Source organism: Pseudomonas sp. S09G 359 (assembly GCF_002843605.1).
GTDB lineage: Bacteria > Pseudomonadota > Gammaproteobacteria > Pseudomonadales > Pseudomonadaceae > Aquipseudomonas.
Genome location: NZ_CP025263.1, coordinates 21298 through 40358, shown reverse-complemented (window position 1 = coordinate 40358; position 19061 = coordinate 21298). Strand labels below are relative to the sequence as shown.

At 60.2% G+C, this 19061-nt stretch carries 16 protein-coding genes; 10 read left to right on the top strand and 6 right to left on the bottom strand.

Features of this window, described 5'->3' with window-relative positions:
• The first annotated feature begins 24 nt into the window (after positions 1–24).
• From def to CXQ82_RS00165, 5 genes are all read left to right on the top strand, one after another.
• Positions 25–531 (top strand): peptide deformylase, encoded by a 507-nt coding sequence (def, locus tag CXQ82_RS00185; RefSeq protein ID WP_032885135.1) that lies wholly within the window; start codon positions 25–27, stop codon positions 529–531.
• Between the two features lie 69 nt (positions 532–600).
• The gene (gene fmt / locus CXQ82_RS00180; protein WP_101265058.1) at positions 601–1554 is read left to right on the top strand and encodes a methionyl-tRNA formyltransferase; all 954 of its coding nucleotides are present in this window, start codon (positions 601–603) and stop codon (positions 1552–1554) included.
• Positions 1551–2861: a 16S rRNA (cytosine(967)-C(5))-methyltransferase RsmB gene (gene rsmB, locus CXQ82_RS00175; RefSeq protein ID WP_101265056.1), complete on the top strand. Its 1311-nt coding sequence runs from the start codon at positions 1551–1553 to the stop codon at positions 2859–2861. The genes fmt and rsmB overlap by 4 nt, the downstream gene beginning before the upstream one ends.
• 22 nt (positions 2862–2883) lie before the next feature.
• Positions 2884–4257: a Trk system potassium transporter TrkA gene (gene trkA, locus CXQ82_RS00170; RefSeq protein ID WP_101265054.1), complete on the top strand. Its 1374-nt coding sequence runs from the start codon at positions 2884–2886 to the stop codon at positions 4255–4257.
• 75 nt (positions 4258–4332) lie between these two features.
• Positions 4333–4644: a lipopolysaccharide assembly protein LapB gene (locus CXQ82_RS00165; protein ID WP_101265053.1), complete on the top strand. Its 312-nt coding sequence runs from the start codon at positions 4333–4335 to the stop codon at positions 4642–4644.
• A 134-nt stretch (positions 4645–4778) separates the two neighbouring features.
• Here the strand turns inward: CXQ82_RS00165 and CXQ82_RS00160 are convergent, their stop codons facing one another.
• Together CXQ82_RS00160 and CXQ82_RS00155 are read right to left on the bottom strand one after the other, a co-directional pair.
• Positions 4779–5666 (bottom strand): lysophospholipid acyltransferase, encoded by an 888-nt coding sequence (locus tag CXQ82_RS00160; RefSeq protein ID WP_101265052.1) that lies wholly within the window; start codon positions 5664–5666, stop codon positions 4779–4781.
• A gap of 40 nt (positions 5667–5706) precedes the next feature.
• Positions 5707–6264 (bottom strand): DNA-3-methyladenine glycosylase I, encoded by a 558-nt coding sequence (locus CXQ82_RS00155; RefSeq protein ID WP_101265050.1) that lies wholly within the window; start codon positions 6262–6264, stop codon positions 5707–5709.
• Positions 6265–6345: 81 nt separating this feature from the next.
• Between CXQ82_RS00155 and glyQ the strand changes: the two genes are divergently transcribed.
• From glyQ to CXQ82_RS00135, 4 genes are all read left to right on the top strand, one after another.
• Positions 6346–7299: a glycine--tRNA ligase subunit alpha gene (gene glyQ / locus CXQ82_RS00150; protein WP_003187265.1), complete on the top strand. Its 954-nt coding sequence runs from the start codon at positions 6346–6348 to the stop codon at positions 7297–7299.
• Complete coding sequence (gene glyS, locus CXQ82_RS00145; protein WP_101265048.1) at positions 7296–9350, top strand: glycine--tRNA ligase subunit beta; 2055 nt, start codon at positions 7296–7298, stop codon at positions 9348–9350. Before glyQ ends, glyS begins: the two co-directional genes overlap by 4 nt.
• A 2-nt stretch (positions 9351–9352) precedes the next feature.
• Complete coding sequence (gmhB, locus tag CXQ82_RS00140) at positions 9353–9889, top strand: D-glycero-beta-D-manno-heptose 1,7-bisphosphate 7-phosphatase (protein WP_163034676.1); 537 nt, start codon at positions 9353–9355, stop codon at positions 9887–9889.
• A gap of 82 nt (positions 9890–9971) precedes the next feature.
• A complete protein-coding gene (locus CXQ82_RS00135) occupies positions 9972–10742 on the top strand; it encodes a 1-acyl-sn-glycerol-3-phosphate acyltransferase (RefSeq protein ID WP_101265046.1) in 771 nt (256 codons plus the stop codon).
• 182 nt (positions 10743–10924) lie between these two features.
• On the opposite strand, the gene CXQ82_RS00130 is transcribed toward CXQ82_RS00135, so the two are convergent.
• A complete protein-coding gene (locus tag CXQ82_RS00130) occupies positions 10925–13204 on the bottom strand; it encodes a CHASE2 domain-containing protein (RefSeq protein WP_101265044.1) in 2280 nt (759 codons plus the stop codon).
• Positions 13205–13559: 355 nt separating this feature from the next.
• Between CXQ82_RS00130 and CXQ82_RS00125 the strand changes: the two genes are divergently transcribed.
• Positions 13560–14282 carry a response regulator transcription factor gene (locus tag CXQ82_RS00125; protein ID WP_101265042.1) on the top strand — a complete coding sequence of 241 codons (723 nt, stop codon included), beginning with the start codon at positions 13560–13562 and terminating at the stop codon, positions 14280–14282.
• A gap of 105 nt (positions 14283–14387) precedes the next feature.
• Here CXQ82_RS00125 and gyrB read toward each other — a convergent pair whose 3' ends face one another.
• From gyrB to dnaN, 3 genes are read right to left on the bottom strand one after another with little or no spacing between them, the layout of a single operon-like run.
• Positions 14388–16805: a DNA topoisomerase (ATP-hydrolyzing) subunit B gene (gyrB, locus tag CXQ82_RS00120; protein WP_101265040.1), complete on the bottom strand. Its 2418-nt coding sequence runs from the start codon at positions 16803–16805 to the stop codon at positions 14388–14390.
• Between the two features lie 4 nt (positions 16806–16809).
• A complete protein-coding gene (gene recF, locus CXQ82_RS00115) occupies positions 16810–17913 on the bottom strand; it encodes a DNA replication/repair protein RecF (RefSeq protein WP_101265038.1) in 1104 nt (367 codons plus the stop codon).
• Positions 17914–17933: 20 nt separating this feature from the next.
• Positions 17934–19037 carry a DNA polymerase III subunit beta gene (gene dnaN, locus CXQ82_RS00110; RefSeq protein WP_003233598.1) on the bottom strand — a complete coding sequence of 368 codons (1104 nt, stop codon included), beginning with the start codon at positions 19035–19037 and terminating at the stop codon, positions 17934–17936.
• Between the last annotated feature and the right edge of the window lie 24 nt (positions 19038–19061).

Below are 19061 nucleotides of genomic sequence, written 5' to 3'. Positions count from 1 at the left end.
CTCACATGTGCAGCAATTACGCTTATGGCTATTTTGAACATCCTCGAATTCCCCGACTCGCGCCTGCGCACGATCGCCAAACCGGTGGCCGTAGTGGACGACAAGGTTCGTCAGTTGGTCGATGACATGTTTGAAACAATGTATGAAGCCCCGGGCATCGGCCTCGCCGCGACCCAGGTCAACGTGCATCAGCGCGTCGTGGTCATGGACCTGTCGGAAGACCGCAGCGAACCGATGGTGTACATCAACCCGGAGTTCGAACCGCTGACCGAAGAGATGGGCGAATATCAGGAAGGCTGCCTGTCGGTGCCGGAGTTCTACGAGAACGTCGAACGCCCGCTGCGCGTGAAGATCAAGGCCCTGGACCGCGACGGCAAGCCGTTCGAGCTGATCGCCGAAGGCCTGCTGGCGGTGTGCATCCAGCACGAATGCGACCACCTCAACGGCAAGCTGTTTGTCGATTACCTGTCCACGCTCAAGCGCGACCGGATCAAGAAGAAGCTGGAAAAAAAGCATCGCCAGCAAGCTTGATGCCCTCCTTCCAAAGGCTTGCTGCAGCAAGCCTTTTTCTTTTGTGACTGCTTTTAACCGAGAACTCCCATGACCGAGCCATTGCGCATTGTTTTTGCCGGCACCCCCGAATTTGCCGCCGAACACCTCAAGGCGCTGCTTGCCAGCCCTTATGACATCGTGGCGGTGTACACCCAGCCGGATCGCCCGGCCGGTCGCGGGCAAAAACTGATGCCGAGCCCGGTCAAGCAACTGGCCCTTGAGCACAACATCCCTGTGCTGCAACCGCCGACCCTGCGTAATGCCGAGGCCCAGGCTGAACTGGCTGCACTGCAACCGGACCTGCTGGTGGTGGTGGCTTACGGCTTGATCCTGCCGCAAGTGGTGCTGGATATCCCACGCCTGGGCTGCATCAACAGCCATGCCTCGCTGCTGCCACGCTGGCGCGGTGCGGCGCCGATCCAGCGCGCCGTGGAAGCGGGCGACAGCGAAAGCGGCGTGACCGTGATGCGCATGGAAGCGGGCCTGGACACCGGCCCGATGCTGCTCAAAGTCAGCACCGCAATCACCGCTCAAGACACCGGTGGCAGCCTGCACGACCGCCTCGCCGAGCTGGGCCCGCCGGCCGTGATCGAGGCCATCGCGGGCCTCGCAGCCGGTACCCTGGAAGGCGAAGTGCAGGACGACAGTCTCGCGACCTACGCGCACAAATTGAATAAAGACGAAGCGCGCATCGACTGGAGCCGCCCGGCCGTGGAGCTGGAGCGCCTGGTACGTGCCTTCAACCCGTGGCCGATCTGCCACAGCAGCGTCAATGGCGAAGCCTTGAAGGTGTTGGCCGCCACCTTGGCCGACGGCACCGGCGCCCCCGGTGAAATCATCGGCGCCAGCAAGGAAGGCCTGTTGGTGGCCTGCGGTGAGCAGGCACTGTGTCTGACCCGCCTGCAGTTGCCCGGCGGCAAGGCACTTAATTTCAGCGATTTGTTCAACAGTCGTCGTGAGAAATTTGCCTTGGGCACCGTCCTCGGGGTGGTAGCCCAATGAACCCACGTCTGGCCGCCGCCAAGGCCCTGGCCGCCGTGCTCAACGGCAAGGCTTCGCTGAACAGTTCGTTGCCGACCCAACTGGATAAGGTCGAAGACCGCGATCGCGGCTTTACCCAGGACCTGGCCTTCGGCACCGCCCGCTGGCAGCCGCGCTTGTCGGCGCTGGCGGCCAAGCTGCTGCAAAAGCCCTTCAAGGCGGCCGATGCCGATGTGGAGGCGCTGCTGCTGGTGGGCCTCTACCAACTGCTCTACACCCGCGTACCGGCCCACGCCGCCATCGGTGAAACCGTAGGTTGCGCCGACAAACTGAAAAAACCTTGGGCCAAGGCCCTGCTCAATGCCGTACTGCGCCGCGCCCAGCGCGAAAGCGAAGCGCTGCTGGCCGAGTTGGAACACGACCCGGTGGTGCGCACCGCCCACCCGCGCTGGCTGCAAAAATCCCTCAAGGCCTTCTGGCCCGAGCAATGGGAAGCCATTTGCGCAGCCAACAATGCACACCCGCCGATGATCCTGCGGGTCAACCGTCGCCATCACAGCCGTGACGCCTACCTGCAATTGCTCGCCGCTGCCGGCATCAGCGCCACACCGTGTGTGTACAGCACCGACGGCATCGTGCTCGAAGCCGCCGCCGATGTGCGCAGCCTGCCAGGCTTCGCCGAAGGCTGGATCAGCGTGCAGGATGAAGCCGCGCAACTGGCCGCCGACCTGCTCGACTTGGCGCCGGGCCAGCGCGTGCTGGATGCCTGCTGCGCGCCGGGCGGTAAGACCTGTCACATTCTGGAAGTCGAAAAAGACCTGGCGGGTGTGGTCGCGGTCGACCTGGAAGCCAAACGCCTGGTGCGCGTGCGCGAAAACCTTGCGCGCCTGGGCCTCAGCGCCGAACTGATCGCCGCCGACGGCCGCGACACCGCCACCTGGTGGGACGGCAAACCCTTCCAGCGCATCCTGCTGGACGCGCCGTGCTCCGCCACCGGCGTGATCCGCCGCCACCCGGACATCAAGCTCACCCGCCAACCCGACGACATCGCCGCCCTGGCGGTGCTGCAAGGCGAACTGCTCGACGCGCTGTGGCCGACCCTCGAAGTCGGCGGCATCCTGCTCTACGCCACGTGTTCCACCTTGCCCACCGAAAACACCGAGGTCATCCAAGCCTTCCTCGCCCGCACCAGCGGCGCGCGGGAGCTGGACCTCGCCACCGCAGCCGGTATCAAGCAGCCCCACGGCCGCCAATTGCTCGCGCAAGAAGGCGGGCACGATGGTTTCTACTACGCCAAACTGATCAAGATCGCCGCCGCGCGCGGCTGAACGGGCTTAAGGGAGTGACCGGATGAAAATCATCATCCTTGGGGCAGGGCAGGTCGGTGGCACGTTAGCCGAACATTTGGCCAGCGAAGCCAACGACATCACCGTGGTCGACACCGACAGCGAGCGCCTGCGCGATTTGGGCGACCGCCTGGACATCCGCACCGTACAAGGCCGTGCGTCGTTTCCCACAGTGCTTCGTCAGGCCGGTGCCGATGATGCCGACATGCTGGTGGCCGTTACCAACAGCGACGAAACCAATATGGTCGCCTGCCAGGTCGCCCATACCCTGTTCCACACCCCGACCAAGATTGCCCGGGTACGCGAAGCCGCGTACCTGACCCGTGCCGGCCTGTTCGACAACGACGCGATCCCGGTGGATGTGCTGATCAGCCCCGAGCAGGTGGTGACCCATTACATCAAGCGCCTGATCGAGATTCCCGGCGCCTTGCAGGTGATCGACTTCGCCGGCGGCAAGGCCCAACTGGTGGCGGTCAAGGCCTACTACGGTGGGCCGCTGGTGGGCCAGCAACTGCGCCAACTGCGTGAACACATGCCGAATGTGGAAACCCGCGTCGCCGCGATTTTCCGCCGTGACCGGCCGATCCTGCCCCAGGGCGACACCGTGATCGAGGCCGACGACGAGGTATTTTTCATCGCTGCCAAAGCGAATATTCGTGCAGTGATGAGCGAAATGCGCCGGCTGGACGAGACCTACAAACGCATCGTCATCGCCGGCGGCGGGCAGATTGGCGAGCGCCTGGCCGAGGCCATCGAAAGCCGCTACCAGGTGAAGATCATCGAGATGAGCCCGGCGCGCTGCCGGCATTTGTCCGACACCCTCGACAGCACCGTCGTACTCCAAGGCAGTGCCTCGGACCGCGACCTGCTGATGGAAGAGAACATCGCCGACGCCGACATCTTCCTGGCCCTGACCAACGATGACGAAGCCAACATCATGTCGTCCCTGCTGGCCAAGCGGCTGGGCGCGAAGAAGGTGATGACCATCATCAACAACCCGGCCTATGTCGACCTGATCCAGGGTGGCGATATCGACATCGCCATCAGCCCGCAGCTGGCTACCATCGGCACCCTGCTGGCCCACGTGCGGCGGGGCGATATTGTCAGCGTGCACTCCCTGCGCCGGGGCGCGGCAGAAGCCATCGAGGCGATTGCCCATGGTGATTCAAAGTCGAGCAAGGTGATCGGCAAGGCCATCCGCGATATCGGCTTGCCGCCGGGCACCACCATCGGCGCGATTATTCGCGATGAAGAAGTGATCATTGCCCACGACGATACGGTGATCGCTACCGGTGACCACGTAATCCTGTTCCTTGTGGATAAAAAACATATCCGCGATGTGGAGAAACTGTTCCACGTGGGCCTAAGTTTTTTCTAAGTGTGAATACTCCAGTGTGGTGAGGGAGCTTGCTCCCTCACCACAACAGCCTTACTTCGCTCAAGGTGGCATTAAATGCTCGAATCCCTGGAAAAAATGCTCGCCAAGGGTGTGGATAATTCATTGCTGCGCTTTGGTTTAGGCAAGGGTTATCTGGACCTGAAAGATAACGCCAAGGCGGCGGAGCATTTGCGCAAGTGCGTTGAGTTCGACCCGAAGTATTCGGCGGCGTGGAAGTTGTTGGGCAAGGCGCAGTTGGGGCTGGAGGATCGTGCAGCGGCGCGCTTGGCGTGGGAAAAAGGCATCGAAGCGGCCCAGGCACATGGCGACAAGCAGGCCGAGAAAGAGATGACGGTGTTCCTGAAAAAACTCGACCGCCAGGCCTGATCTGAACCAAATGTGGGAGGGGGCTTGCCCCCGATAACGGAGTGTCAGTCGATGCATCTTTGACTGAACCACCGCCATCGGGGGCAAGCCCCCTCCCACATTTGGTTTTGTATTGGTCTTGAGGCAGCAGTAAATCAGTACCACCGCTCTTCACCCGGTGGGCGTTTCTTGAAGCGCTTCATGCTCCACATGTACTGGCTCGGGTAAGCCCCCACATAGCGCTCCACCACCTTGCTCATCGCCGCGCAGGACGTAGCGGTGTCGGTGCTGTACATGTCTTCCGGCGCCGCTTCCAGGATCACTTTGTAGCCCGAACCGTCCGGCAGCCGCAGGGCGTGCAGGAAGACGCCCACGGCCTTGTGGCCCGCGAGCATGTTCGGCACGAACTTACTGGTCAGCGCCTGGGTGGCGAAGAAGGGTACGAAGATCCCCGCGGATTCCGCCGGCTCCGGGTCAGCGGGAATGCCCACTTGGCCACCCTTGCGCACTTCCTTGATGACACTGAGGATGCCTTCCTTGGTCGACGCGGCCACACGGTTTCCCAGTTGTACGCGCTGTTTGCGCAGCAGCTCATCCACCGCCTTGAGCTTGGGTGGGCGATAGAAAATGATCGGTTTGCACTGGTTGCAATAGAAGTGGTTCAACACTTCCCAATTGCCCAGGTGGCTGGTGATGCCAACCACGCCTTTGCCCGAGGCCAACGCCGCGTGCAGTACATCCAGGCCTTCGACTTCGCGCACCAGGTCAATGGAGCGCTGGGCCGGCCAGATCCAGGCGCAGGCGCTTTCGGTGAGGGACTTGCCGATGTCCATCAGGCTTTGGCCAACCAGGCGCTCGCGGGCGGCCGGGTCCATGTCCGGGAAGCATTTGGACAGGTTGATCCGCACCGTGTCGCGGGAGCGGTTGGGGGTTTTCCACATGATCCAGCCAATCGCCGTGCCGACGGCCTGGACAGCGCGCCAGGGCAGCAGGGCAAATAATCGGAGAGCGCCTACCAGCAAGGCGCCTTTAAACTTTTCCACAGGTCACTCCTGTTCGTGTGCGGTGCGCAAAGCCGGCATTCTAACCGGCGTTGGCCAAGTCCGCGTAACGGTCGCAGTCCTGAGTGTGGTCCATGACCATGCCCGAGGCCTGCATGAATGCGTAGCAGATGGTCGGGCCAACGAAGGTGAAGCCGGCTTTTTTCAAGGCTTTGCTCATGGCTTCGGCCTCGGGGGTAATTGCCGGGACCTGGCTGCGATCCTTGAAGTGGTTGACCTTGGGCACGCCGCCGACAAACGACCAGAGCAACCCCACCGGATCCTCCAGCGCCAACCAGGCAGCGGCATTGCGGCGGGTGGCGTTGAGCTTCAAGCGATTACGCACAATGCCCGGATCGAGCATCAACGCTTCGATCTCAGCGTCGCTCAACCGCGCAAGCCTCTGCGCATCAAAACCGAACAAGACCTTTCGATAATGCTCGCGTTTGCGTAAAACGGTGATCCAGGACAGGCCCGCCTGGAACCCTTCGAGCAAAAGCAACTCGAACAGACCCTGCGCATCGCGCAGCGGCGTTCCCCACTCCTGATCGTGATAAGCCATGTACAGCGGATCTTCAGAACACCAAAAGCAGCGTGGCATAAGGCTCCAGGGAGTGGTGGCAGGGCCGAATCGGGTATACTCCCGCTCTTTAAATCGCAGCCCAAGTAACAGGTGAATTTCGTGAGCCAGCCTACGCCAGCCGTGCGTACCTTCCAAGACTTGATCCTCGCCCTCCAGCAATACTGGGCCGAGCAAGGTTGTGTGGTACTTCAGCCCTACGATATGGAAGTAGGCGCCGGCACTTTCCACACCGCAACATTCCTGCGGGCCATCGGCCCGGAAACCTGGAACGCCGCTTATGTGCAGCCCAGTCGTCGCCCGACTGACGGCCGCTACGGCGAGAACCCGAACCGTCTGCAGCATTACTACCAGTTCCAGGTGGTATTGAAGCCGAACCCGGATAACTTCCAGGAACTCTACCTGGGCTCGCTCAAGCACGTGGGCCTGGACCCACTGGTGCACGACATCCGTTTCGTCGAAGACAACTGGGAGTCGCCGACCCTGGGCGCCTGGGGCCTGGGCTGGGAAGTCTGGCTCAATGGCATGGAAGTGACGCAGTTCACTTACTTCCAGCAAGCGGGCGGCATCGAGTGCTACCCGGTGACCGGCGAAATCACCTACGGCCTCGAGCGTCTGGCCATGTACCTGCAAGGCGTGGATTCGGTCTACGACCTGGTGTGGGCTGACGGCCCGTTCGGCAAAGTCACCTATGGCGACGTGTTCCACCAGAACGAAGTGGAGCAATCCACTTACAACTTCGAACACGCCAATGTCGACAAGCTGTTCGAACTGTTCGACTTCTATGAAAGCGAAGCCAAGCGCCTGATCGAACTCGACCAGCCGCTGCCGTTGCCGAGCTACGAAATGGTGTTGAAGGCCTCTCACACCTTCAACCTGCTGGACGCCCGCCGTGCCATCTCGGTAACCGCGCGCCAGCAATACATCCTGCGTGTACGCACCCTGGCGCGTTCCGTCGCCCAAGCCTACCTGTTGGCTCGCGCCAAGCTGGGCTTCCCGATGGCTACCCCGGACCTGCGTGATGAAGTGTTGGCTAAGCTGGAGGCTGCACAATGAGTGCTCAAGATTTCCTGGTTGAACTGGGCACCGAAGAGCTGCCACCCAAGGCACTCAATACCCTGGCCGATGCATTCCTGGCCGGTATCGAAAAAGGCCTGCAAACTGCTGGCCTGAAGTTTGAAGCGAAAAAAGTCTACGCCGCGCCGCGCCGTCTGGCTGTTCTGTTGACCGCGCTGGAAACCCAGCAGCCGGACCGCAGCATCAACCTCGACGGTCCGCCACGCCAAGCCGCGTTCGACGCCGAAGGCAACCCAACCCAGGCCGCCCTTGGTTTTGCCAAGAAGTGTGGCGTGGAGCTGAGCGAGATCGACCAGAGCGGCCCGAAACTGCGCTTCAGCCAGGTGATCACCGGCAAGCCGACCGCCAGCCTGTTGCCGACCATCGTTGAAGACTCCCTGAACGACCTGCCGATCCCTAAGCGCATGCGCTGGGGTGCACGCAAGGAAGAGTTCGTCCGCCCAACCCAATGGCTGGTGATGCTGCTCGGTGACCAGGTCATCGATTGCACGATCCTCGCCCAGAAGGCCGGCCGTGATTCCCGTGGTCATCGCTTCCACCACCCGCAAGCGGTGCGCATCACCTCGCCGGCCAACTACGCCGCCGACCTGCGTGCGGCTTACGTGCTGGCCGATGCCAATGAGCGTCGCGAACTGATCAGCAAGCGCACCGAAGAGCTGGCCCGCCTGCAGGAAGGCACCGCCATCGTGCCGCCAAGCCTGCTCGACGAAGTGACCGCACTGGTTGAATGGCCGGTGCCGTTGGTGTGCTCGTTCGAAGAACGTTTCCTCGACGTGCCGCAAGAAGCGCTGATCACCACCATGCAGGACAACCAGAAGTACTTCTGCCTGCTGGACGTGGACGGCAAGTTGCTGCCGCGCTTTATCACCGTGGCCAACATCGAGAGCAAGGACCCGCAGCAGATCATCGCCGGTAACGAAAAAGTCGTTCGCCCGCGCCTGACCGACGCTGAGTTCTTCTTCAAGCAAGACAAGAAGCAGAAGCTCGAAGACTTCAACCTGCGCCTGCAAAACGTGGTGTTCCAGGAAAAACTCGGCAGCGTCTACGACAAAGCCGTGCGCATCTCCAAGCTGGCGGCCTACATTGCCCCTCGCATTGGCGGTGACGCTGCCTGGGCCGCGCGTGCCGGCCTGCTGTCCAAGTGCGACCTGGCCACCGAGATGGTCGGCGAGTTCCCTGAGATGCAAGGTGTTGCCGGCTACTACTACGCCCTCAACGATGGCGAAGCCGACGACGTTGCCCTGGCGCTGAACGAGCAGTACATGCCGCGCGGTGCCGGCGCCGAGCTGCCAACCACCTTGACCGGTGCGGCCGTGGCCATCGCCGACAAGCTGGATACCCTGGTGGGTATCTTCGGTATCGGCATGTTGCCGACCGGTAGCAAAGACCCGTATGCCTTGCGCCGTGCCGCACTGGGCGTACTGCGCATCCTGATCGACAAGAAGCTGGACCTCGACCTGACCCAGGCCGTGGTGTTCGCCGTCGGCCAGTTCGGCGCCAAGGTCAAGCAAGCCGGCCTGGCCGAGCAAGTGCTGGAGTTCGTGTTCGACCGCCTGCGTGCGCGTTACGAAGACGAAGGCGTGGATGTTTCCGTCTACCTGTCGGTACGTGCCCTGCAACCAGGTTCGGCGTTGGACTTCGACCAGCGTGTACAAGCCGTACAAGCGTTCCGCAAATTGCCCGAAGCCGATGCCCTGGCGGCCGTGAACAAGCGTGTGTCGAACCTGCTGAGCAAGGCCGAAGGCCTGGGCAACGCCGAAGTCGACCCAGGCCTGTTTGCCGATGCCAAGGAGTTCTCGCTGAACTCGGCCATCGCCAAGGCTGAAAACGCGGTGAAGCCGCTGATCGCCGAACGCAACTACGCCGAAGCCCTGGCGCGCCTGGCCACCCTGCGTGAGCCGGTGGATGCGTTCTTCGAAGCCGTGATGATCAATGCCGAAGATGCCGGTGTGCGGAAAAACCGCTACGCCATGCTGGCGCGTCTGCGCGGCTTGTTCGTCAACATCGCCGACATTTCCACACTGAGCTGACCATGTTGAAACTGCTGATTCTCGATCGGGACGGGGTGATCAATTACGACTCCGACGCTTACATCAAGTCGGTGGAGGAATGGATTCCGCTGCCCGGCTCGATCGAGGCCATCGCGCAGTTGAGCAAAGCCGGCTGGACCGTGGCCATCGCCACCAACCAGTCCGGCATCGCCCGTGGCTACTACGACATCGCCACCCTGGACGCCATGCACGCGCGCTTGCGCACGTTGGTGGCCGAGCAGGGCGGTGAGGTGGGGTTGGTGGTGTACTGCCCCCACGGGCCGGATGAGGGCTGCGATTGCCGCAAACCCAAGCCTGGCATGTTGAAAACCATTGCAGAACATTACAAGGTGCCATTGGCTGGGATATGGTTCGTCGGGGACAGCCTCGGTGACCTGGAGGCGGCCAAAGCCGTCGACTCTCAGCCAGTTTTGGTAAAGACCGGGAAAGGCGAAAAGACCCAGGCGAAAAACCTGCCGGTAGGCACCTTGATTTTTGACGATCTGGCGGCGATTGCCGCAGAACTTATCAACAACTAGCCGCCCTCGACTTCCTGGCCAAGGAGTGTTCGGGAGTGCGCTTTTAACAGGCGGGCGTTGTCCCGCAACGGTAAATGCCGCCATGTCGATTTTGCAGGCCATCAGAACCTTCTTCTTTTACCTGCTGCTGGGCACCAGTTCGTTTCTCTGGTGCACCCTGAGCTTTTTTATCGCGCCCTTCTTGCCGTTCAAGGCGCGCTACCGCTTTATCAACGTCTATTGGTGCCGCTGCGCGCTGTGGCTGACCAAGGTATTTCTGGGCATTCGCTTTGAGATCAAGGGTGCCGAGAACGTGCCAGACCAGCCCTGCGTGATTTTGTCGAACCACCAGAGCACCTGGGAGACGTTCTTTCTGTCGGCGTACTTCTCGCCCCTGAGCCAGGTGCTCAAGCGCGAATTGCTGTACGTGCCGTTTTTCGGCTGGGCCATGGCCATGCTGCGTCCGATCGCGATTGATCGTGACAACCCCAAGGCCGCGCTCAAGCACGTCGCCAAGAAGGGCGACGAGCTGCTCAAGGATGGCGTTTGGGTGCTGATCTTCCCCGAGGGTACGCGCGTGCCCTACGGTACCGTGGGCAAGTTCTCACGCGGCGGTACCGCCTTGGCGGTGAATGCCAACCTGCCGGTGTTGCCGATTGCGCATAACGCCGGCAAGTTCTGGCCAAAGACCGGCTGGGCCAAACGTGAGGGCACCATCACCGTGATAATTGGCGAGCCGATGTACGCCGAAGGCGAGGGCCCACGGGCTATTGCCGCGCTGAATGACCGCGCCCAGGCCTGGAATGAAGCGCAACAACGAGCTATGGGTTCGCTGCCGCCGGAGCCGGTGGTAGTCGACACCCCTGTGGTCTGAGCATCTGTGGATAACCTGTGTACGGTTTGTTGGCGAATTGCCGTTTTTGGCTCATAAGAAGCTGATTTAACTACATATTTCCCAAGCTCATAAAATCGCGAAAAAGGTGCATAAGTTTTTTCCGCAGTAAAAAACCGGTCCTTGAGACCGGTTTTTTATGCACAGCAGAAAAGCCGGCTTTTTCAGTCCTCCAGCAAGGGCAATTGCACGTTGAACGCCGTGCCTTTACCCACCGTGCTTTCACAGCTGATGTGGCCGCCATGGCGCTCCACCACCGCCTTGACCATGGTCAGCCCCAACCCCAAACCCTCACTGCCCTGGGCAGAATCGAAGCGTTTGTACTGGCTGAACAATTCCGGCAAGTCCTGCGCCGCTATCCCTGGGCCCTGATCACTGATGCGGCATTCCAGCCAGCCGTCCGTGGTGGTGTGCCTTAAACGCACGGTGGTACCGGAAGGCGAATATTTGATCGCGTTCTCCAGCACGTTGAACAGCGCACGGGTTAGCAGCGATTGGTCGGCTGACACCATGCCCTCATCAGCTTCATCCAGGTCATGGACCATATGAATACCCTTGAGCTGGGCGATCACCGCCACTTGGTCAAATGCATCCATCACCAGCATGGCAAACAGCGTGGGCTGGAAGTGGTAGCCGTCGGCCTCGGCTTTCGCGAGTTGGACGAAAGAGTCGGTAAGGCTCAACGCGCGACGCACCTGCTGTTCGATCTGGGCGTACACCGGTGACTCGCCACTGTGCACATCCAGCAGTGCGAGGATCGCCGAGTGCGGTGCCCGCAGGTCGTGGGAAAGAAAACGCAGCATGGTTTCCCGGTGCTGCTGGGCCTCACGCTCCTTGCTCAGGTCGGTGAGGCTCAGCAGCCAGCCAAGTGCGACATCCCCTTCAGCGGGCAGCAAAGGGGCAATCTCCATACGCAGACTGCGTTGGTGGATGTCGCGGAACTCAACCAGTTCCAGTGCCGAAAGGGCAGGGCGCACGCCGTTGTGCAGCGGCGGGTAACCCAAGTCGGCTAGTTGCTCCAGCAGGTTCTGGTTAACCAGGTCATTGCCGAATACTTCGCGGGCGATGCGGTTGGCCAGCAGGATATTGCCCTTGGGGTCGGTGATCAGCGTCGCCACCGGCAGGCACTCCAGGCCATCGGCCATGAAGCGCCGGGTATCACGTGTACGGCTGACGGCCTGCTCCAGGGCAAAGATGCGGCCCTGCAACACATCACCTTTACTGGCCGGTGCACGGCGGCGTTCTGGAAGCACTTTGGGCTCGTCATCCAGGCGCGCCAGTTCCCAGCCGAAGTAGGCGAGGATCACGCTGAGGCGGCGCCAGTTCCAGATCAGGTAACTGAGCAGCAAGCCGACCAGGCAGGCCGCAGGTGACCACCAATGGCCCAGCCGTAACAAGGCCCATGAACCAAGCAGTGCCGCGGCCATGCAGCCCAGGGTCATCCACAGTGCATAGCGCGGGCGGTAGAGCAGCAGGCCCAGCAGCAGCGCCACCAGGGATGTCGCCAGCGTTGCCGCCTGCCATCCGGGCAAATCCACGATGCTGCGCCCTTGCAGTAAGCCGTTGAGCACGTTGGCCTGGATTTCTACCCCCGCCGTGGTGCCAACCGTAGCGGAGAGCGGGGTAACAAACCGATCGCCCATGCCGGACGCCGTGGCCCCCACCAGGATCAGGCGGTTATGCAGCCGTTCGGGCGACACCTCACCGCGCAACACGCTGGCATACGACACGCTGGGAAAGTGCGTGTGGGGCGCGATGAACGGGATACGGATCGCGTGTTCCCGGTGCCATTGCGAGCCTGTTGGCTCCAGAGGCTCGCCGGGCATCTCTGCCGGTTGACCGCTCATCACATAGGCCAGCCACGCCAACTGGGGCGCCGTGGTATTGGGTGGGCCTTCGCGCATATACAGGCTGCGGACCACGCCGTCGCTGTCGGCTTCGACATTGATATGGCCTACGCCTTTGGCACATTTAAGCAGGGGCAGCAGTTGCCCGCCGGGTTGGCTATAGCTCCCGGGCCCCTCACGCACTAATGGCAACAAGACGTTGCCGGCGTTGCATACGGCGTCGGCCAAGCGTTTGTCATTGGCGGGGTCGCCCGGCTCACTGAAGATCACATCGAACAAAATACCAGCCGGCTGCGCAGCGCTGAGGCGGTCGATCAGGTCGGCATGCAGGCTGCGCGGCCAGGGCCACGGGCCGAGCTTCTTGAGGCTGGGGTCGTCGATGGTCACCAGCAGGATGCGCGGGTCGACGGGCAGCGGGGTCAAACGGCGGAGGCTGTCGTATAGCGGGTTATTCAAGGCCAGGCCGGGGCTCAACGACAGGTAGGCGGTGATCGGCAACAACAGTAAGCCGATCCACAACCACTCACGCACCAAGCCGTGAAAAAGCCGCTGGGCATGGGTGGGTTGACGTTTTTCGGCCTTACCCCAAAGCATCATTGTTTAACGCGCCTGTGCAGTTGGCGGGTAATAGAAGATGTCATAGACCCCAGTTTCCCTTCCAGGTCGTGCTTGATCGTCGATATTGGCGATTGCCGATCTGCGCACAACAGTTTACGCCAGCGCATGTGTCGGCTGATCCTTTTACTTACCGTCCGGAGCCGGTATCTTTCCCACATAGGTATAGAGGGTTTTCAAAGAGCAAACCGCTCTTTGATTGCAGCGTACCTAGAGATCCAAGCGACGTTGAATCTGACCACAATTCTTCAGATTCAATGGCCGGCAACTGCGCAACACGTGCCTTTTATTTTGAAGCCGCCGGCTGCCATATTTTTAGTAGAAAGGGACCCACGACATGCGTGTCGCAATACTGGATGACGAACCTGCTGAATTGCGACGCGTAGAACAGACCCTGCGACAAATCCCTAGCACCGCCGAACAGCCGTGGACTCTGCATTGCTTCGAGCGGGGTGAAGACCTGTTGCGCCAGTTGCGCCGGGAAACGTTCGACCTGCTGATACTCGACTGGCAACTGCCCGATATCACCGGCATCGCATTGCTGCGCTGGACCCGTGAACACATGGAATCACCACCCGCCGTGATCATGCTCACCAGCCGCGATGCGGAGAGCGATATTGTCACGGCCCTCAATAGCGGTGCCGACGACTACGTCAGCAAGCCCTTTCGCCCCAATGAGCTGAAAGCCCGAGTGACGGCGGTGTTGCGGCGCCACGGCCTGCAGAAGTCGACGACCCATGAAGTGCAAAGTTTTAACGACCTGACCTTCGACGATGCGGAACTGACCGTCACCCGGGCAGGCAAACCGATCAACCTGACCGAGCGTGAATATCGCCTGGCCAGTTGTTTGTTCGCCAACCTGGCCCGGCCGCTTTCCCGTGAGTACCTCTACGAACGCTTCTGGACCCATGAGGAAATGGTTTCGTCACGGCCACTGGATACGCATATCTATCGTCTGCGCAACAAGCTGGGGCTGACCGCAGATCGGGGTTGGCAGCTGTTGACGATCTATGGATACGGCTATCGCTTGGAAAGTGTTGCGGCGCCCTCGCACAGCTAAAAACCACGATGTTCCACGTGGAGCATTTGCAAAACACTTAACAAACACCCAATAAAAAAGGCCAACGCTAAGCGTTGGCCTTTTTGGTTTAGCCGGTTTGCCTGATCAGAAGTCCAGGTTCGACACTGCCAAGGCGTTGCTCTCGATGAAGTCACGGCGAGGTTCGACCGCATCACCCATCAGGGTGTTGAAGATCTGGTCCGCGCCAATAGCGTCTTCGATGGTCACGCGCAGCATGCGACGTTGAGCCGGGTCCATGGTGGTTTCCCACAGCTGATCCGGGTTCATTTCGCCCAGACCTTTGTATCGCTGGATGGTATGGCGCTTGGTGCTTTCGGCCATCAGCCAGTCAAGAGCTTCCTTGAATTCCTTGACCTGCTTCTTGCGTTCGCCACGCTGAATATAAGCGCCGTCGTCCAGCAGGGTGCTCAGTTGTGCGCCCAGGGTGACGACAGTCTTGTAGTCGTTACTGCCGAAGAAGTCGCGGTTGAAGGTGACGTAGTTCGACAGGCCATGGGAAATCAATTCGACTTCCGGCAGCCATACGTTACGTTCACGGTCTTCACGCAGGCTGGCTTTGTACACCAGGCCAGACTTCTCGGAAGTGCGCAGGCGCACTTCGTATTGAGCCAACCAATTCTGCATGTGTGCGTGATCGCCCAACTGCTCCAGGCTCACGGAAGGCAGGTAGATGAAGTGCTCGGTCAGCTCCTGCGGGTACAGGCGCGACAGACGCTTGAGAGTCTTCATCACCATGCGGAAGTCGTTAACCAGACGCTCCAACGCCTCACCGGAAATGCCCGGGGCTTCGTCGTTCAAGTGCAGGCTGGCATCTTCCAGGGCCGACTGCGTCATGTACTCTTCCATGGCGTCGTCGTCTTTGATGTATTGCTCTTGCTTGCCCTTTTTCACTTTGTACAACGGCGGCTGAGCGATGTAGATGTAGCCACGCTCAATCAGCTCCGGCAACTGACGGAAGAAGAAGGTCAGCAGCAGGGTACGGATGTGCGAACCGTCGACGTCAGCATCGGTCATGATGATGATGTTGTGGTAGCGCAACTTGTCGATGTTGTACTCATCACGGCCGATACCGCAGCCCAGTGCCGTGATCAAGGTGCCGACTTCCTGGGAGGAAATCATCTTGTCGAAGCGTGCTTTCTCGACGTTGAGGATCTTACCCTTCAACGGCAGGATGGCCTGGGTGCGACGGTTACGACCCTGCTTGGCGGAACCGCCAGCAGAGTCACCTTCCACCAGGTACAGTTCGGAGAGGGCAGGGTCCTTCTCCTGGCAGTCGGCCAGCTTGCCCGGCAGGCCAGCGATATCCAACGCGCCTTTACGGCGGGTCATCTCACGGGCTTTACGCGCCGCTTCACGGGCACGCGCCGCGTCGATCATCTTGCCGACAACCAGCTTGGCTTCGTTCGGGTTTTCCAACAGGAAGTCGGAGAAGTACTTGCCCATTTCCTGTTCCACTGCGGTCTTCACTTCGGAAGACACCAGCTTGTCTTTGGTCTGGGAGCTGAATTTCGGGTCCGGCACTTTCACCGAAATAATCGCCGTCAGGCCTTCACGCGCATCGTCACCGGTGGTGGCAACTTTGTGCTTTTTGGCCAGGCCCTCGGCTTCGATGTAGGTGTTCAGGTTACGCGTCAACGCGGAACGGAAACCCACCAGGTGAGTACCGCCATCGCGTTGTGGAATGTTGTTGGTGAAGCACAACAGGTTCTCGTTGAAGCTGTCGTTCCACTGCAGGGCGATTTCCACGCCGATGCCGTCTTCACGCTGGATGTTGAAGTGGAACACCTGGTTGACCGCAGTCTTGTTGGTGTTCAGGTATTCAACGAATGCGCGCAAGCCACCTTCGTACTTGAACAGTTCTTCCTTGCCGCTGCGCTCGTCCTTGAGGACGATACCAACACCGGAGTTGAGGAAGGACAGCTCACGAATCCGCTTGGCCAGGATGTCCCAGCTGAAGTGGATGTTCTTGAAGGTTTCAGCCGATGGCTTGAAGTGGATCTGCGTACCGGTGGACTCACTGTCGCCAACGATTTTCATCGGTTCTTGTGGAACACCGTGGACGTAGGTCTGTTCCCAGATCTTGCCACTACGGCGCACCGTGAGGATCAGCTCTTCGGACAGAGCGTTCACCACCGACACACCTACACCGTGCAAACCACCGGAGACTTTATAGGAGTTGTCGTCGAACTTACCGCCGGCGTGGAGCACGGTCATGATGACCTCTGCCGCCGAAACGCCTTCTTCTTTGTGCACGTCTACCGGAATGCCGCGACCGTTGTCGCGCACGGTAATCGACTCATCCGGGTGGATGATAATGCTGATGTCGTCGCAGTGACCGGCCAGAGCTTCGTCGATGGAGTTGTCGACCACCTCGAACACCATGTGGTGCAGACCGCTACCGTCATCAGTGTCGCCAATGTACATACCGGGACGTTTGCGTACGGCATCCAAACCTTTCAGCACTTTAATGCTGGTCGAGTCGTACGTGTTTTCTTCGCTCATGCCTTCACTCCCGATGGTCGTGGGTCTGGGTGATACGGCCCTGTTCCACGTGGAACAAAGCAACTGGCGTTTCCGTCTGCCAGCCTTCCCTCAATAATTCGTGGTCTACACAGGTGATAAACACCTGGCAGCGTAAGTCTTCCAACAAACGGCATAACGCGCGACGGTGCTGCTCGTCGAGTTCGGACGGCAAGTCATCCACCAGATAAATACACTGCCCGCGCCGGGCCTGGCTAACCAGATGCCCTTGGGCAATACGCAGTGCGCATACCACCAACTTCTGCTGACCCCGGGACAGTATGTCCGCGGCATTGTGTGCGCCCAATCTAAGACGCAAATCAGCTCGTTGGGGGCCAGCCTGGGTATGGCCAATTTGCTGATCCCGCTGCAAGGACGTGGCGAGCACTGCACTCAGTTCACGCTCTTTGTCCCAACCACGGTAGTAACTCAGCGTCAGGCCCTCGAGGTCCAATAACTCACTCAAGGTCTGCTCAAAGACTGGTTTCAAGGCTTTGATATAGGCGCGGCGGTATTCATCTATTTCGTCACTGGCCAGGCACAGTTCCCGGTCCCAGGCCGCTTGCGAAGCGGCGTCAAGTGTACCATGCCGCAGCCATGAGTTCCGCTGCCGCAGGGCCTTCTGCAGGCGCTGCCAAGTGGCCATGAACCGTGGTTCCACGTGGAACACTCCCCAATCGAGGAATTGCCTGCGGATCTTTGGCGCGCCTTCCAACAGCCGGAAGCTGTCGGGGTTGATCAATTGCAGCGGCAGAATTTCTGCCAGCTGTGCGGCACTGCGGGCATTCTGGCCGTCTATGCGAATCTGAAACTCCCCACCGCGATCACGGGATATGCCCAGGGCACTGTGCCCACCTTCCGCCAGTTCGACTTGACCAAACACCGTACACGCCAATTGTTCGTACTGGATAACCGGCAGCAAACGAGCGCTGCGAAAGGAACGGGCAAGCCCCAGCAGATGTATGGCTTCCAGCACGCTGGTTTTGCCACTGCCGTTGGCGCCGTGGAGGATATTGATGCGGGGGGAGGGGGAGAAGGTCACCGGGTGCAGATTGCGCACCGCGGTGACCGAGACGCGACTGAGGGACATCTAGCTTCTGCTGAGCATGATTACAGGCGCATCGGCATAACAACGTAAGCCGAGTCGTCGTTATCGGATTCTTGCACCAGGGCGCTGCTATTGGAGTCCGACAGAATCAGGCGAACCTGTTCGGTGGTCATCACACCCAGCACGTCCAGCAAATAGCTCACGTTGAAGCCGATTTCCAGCGAGCCGCCGTTGTAGTCAACGCCCACTTCTTCTTCCGCTTCTTCCTGTTCCGGGTTGTTGGCCTGGATTTTCAGCTGACCGTTGGCCAGTTGCAGGCGAATACCGCGATACTTTTCGTTGGACAGAATCGCGGTACGGCTGAACGCTTCACGCAGGGCCTGGCGATCACCGAGCACCAGCTTGTCGCCGCCTTTAGGCAGTACGCGCTCGTAGTCCGGGAACTTGCCGTCGACCAGCTTGGAGGTGAAGGTGAATTCGCCGGTGGTCGCGCGGATGTGGTGCTGGCCCAGCACGATACTGACGTTGCCATCCGGCTCGGTGAGCAGGCGCGCCAATTCAAGGATACCTTTGCGCGGCACGATCACCTGGTGGCGATCCGGCTGGCCGATATCGGCACGCATCGAGCACATGGCCAGACGGTGACCGTCGGTGGCCACGGCGCGGATGATGCCTTCCGAGACTTCGAGCAACATACCGTTGAGGTAGTAACGCACGTCTTGCTGGGCCATGGCGAAGCTGGTGCGCTCGATCAAACGACGCAGCTTGCTTTGCTCCAGGCTGCAGGTCAGCGAACCCGGGCCTTCTTCAACCGTTGGGAAATCGTTGGCCGGCAAGGTCGACAGGGTGAAACGGCTGCGACCGGCCTTGACCACCAGCTTCTGCTCATCAACCTTGATGTCGATCAGCGCGTCGTTGGGCAGGCTCTTGCAGATATCCATCAGCTTGCGCGCCGGCACAGTGATCTCGCCCGGTTCCGCAGGCTCCTCCAGCTGCACACGACCAACCAGCTCGACTTCCAGGTCGGTACCGGTCAAAGACAATTGCTGGCCTTCGACCACCAGCAATACGTTGGAGAGCACCGGCAAGGTCTGTCGGCGCTCGACGACGCCTGCGACCAGTTGCAGGGGTTTCAACAGGGCTTCGCGTTGAATGGTGAAATGCATGGTCTAGTCCCTTGCCTTAATAAG

Bases quoted from the DNA above. Each gene is read 5' to 3' on its own strand.
- CXQ82_RS00155 (WP_101265050.1), bottom strand. From the start codon at position 6,264: ATGCCACGCTGCTTTTGGTGTTCTGAAGATCCGCTGTACATGGCTTAT.
- glyS (WP_101265048.1), top strand. From the start codon at position 7,296: ATGAGTGCTCAAGATTTCCTGGTTGAACTGGGCACCGAAGAGCTGCCA.
- dnaN (WP_003233598.1), bottom strand. From the start codon at position 19,037: ATGCATTTCACCATTCAACGCGAAGCCCTGTTGAAACCCCTGCAACTG.
- fmt (WP_101265058.1), top strand. From the start codon at position 601: ATGACCGAGCCATTGCGCATTGTTTTTGCCGGCACCCCCGAATTTGCC.
- def (WP_032885135.1), top strand. From the start codon at position 25: ATGGCTATTTTGAACATCCTCGAATTCCCCGACTCGCGCCTGCGCACG.
- gyrB (WP_101265040.1), bottom strand. From the start codon at position 16,805: ATGAGCGAAGAAAACACGTACGACTCGACCAGCATTAAAGTGCTGAAA.
- rsmB (WP_101265056.1), top strand. From the start codon at position 1,551: ATGAACCCACGTCTGGCCGCCGCCAAGGCCCTGGCCGCCGTGCTCAAC.
- CXQ82_RS00135 (WP_101265046.1), top strand. From the start codon at position 9,972: ATGTCGATTTTGCAGGCCATCAGAACCTTCTTCTTTTACCTGCTGCTG.
- gmhB (WP_163034676.1), top strand. From the start codon at position 9,353: ATGTTGAAACTGCTGATTCTCGATCGGGACGGGGTGATCAATTACGAC.
- CXQ82_RS00125 (WP_101265042.1), top strand. From the start codon at position 13,560: ATGCGTGTCGCAATACTGGATGACGAACCTGCTGAATTGCGACGCGTA.
- CXQ82_RS00130 (WP_101265044.1), bottom strand. From the start codon at position 13,204: ATGATGCTTTGGGGTAAGGCCGAAAAACGTCAACCCACCCATGCCCAG.
- trkA (WP_101265054.1), top strand. From the start codon at position 2,884: ATGAAAATCATCATCCTTGGGGCAGGGCAGGTCGGTGGCACGTTAGCC.
- recF (WP_101265038.1), bottom strand. From the start codon at position 17,913: ATGTCCCTCAGTCGCGTCTCGGTCACCGCGGTGCGCAATCTGCACCCG.
- CXQ82_RS00165 (WP_101265053.1), top strand. From the start codon at position 4,333: ATGCTCGAATCCCTGGAAAAAATGCTCGCCAAGGGTGTGGATAATTCA.